The sequence below is a fragment of the Vibrio sp. 1249-1 genome, from assembly GCF_033340495.1.
In genome coordinates this window covers 1-737 of sequence record NZ_JAWOWJ010000460.1, presented here as the reverse complement: position 1 = coordinate 737, position 737 = coordinate 1, and the positions used below count along the sequence as shown (strand labels likewise).

The following is a 737-nucleotide window of genomic DNA, read 5'->3' as shown; positions in this document are numbered from 1 at the left end:
GGCAAAGCATTGCAATTCCAACACGCGGCACGTTTAGAGAGCGTACTTAAGCATGCGCAAAAACAACAAGTCGCCCTGCAATACCCTTTAGCTCTGACTCTATTTGATAACGCCGAAACCGCAGTGCAAGAAAGTACTGCCTTAAAGAATTCGGTGTTGAACCAAATGATTCAACATAATTTAGTTGCGCACCCATTTTACAAGTTTATCCAACAAAGCCAGTTTGCACCTCGCGTGCTGTCGGCCATTGATGTTGATCGCATCCGTCTGGATAAATTTGATAACCCTCTTTTACAAGGTCAACTTGCGTTAAGTGCACCAAAACGTGAAGATAAAGTGTTGTATGTGGGTAACTTAGAAAAAGTCTACGCGGTAGAAAACCAAGCGGGTATCGCTCTGCATGAACAGGTCGATAATCTAGGTTCAAGCGATATTGGTAAACTTGCTTATCCACCAGTCCTGATTTACCCAGATGGCAAGGTCGTTCATCCTCACCATGGCAGTTGGTTAACCACTCAATATTACTTACCACCACTTACCATGGTGTACATCCCATTTGATAAGTTCGAAACATCACAAATGGATAAAGACATTGTCGCTCTGCTTGCACAACGTAAACCAACCTCATCGAAGAACTAAACATGAACCTGATCAGAACCAGTTTATCCCTTTCTTTAATGGGTCCAGCGTTGGTGTGGGCTCAAGACATGCCTTTCGAAGCACCACCATTGCAACCA

At 43.8% G+C, this 737-nt stretch carries 1 protein-coding gene; it reads left to right on the top strand.

Features of this window, described 5'->3' with window-relative positions:
* On the top strand, positions 1-639 hold a 639-nt coding region (locus tag R7Z50_RS26985), incomplete at its 5' end, for a YjbG polysaccharide synthesis-related protein (protein WP_318149681.1).
* Positions 640-737: the final 98 nt, after the last annotated feature.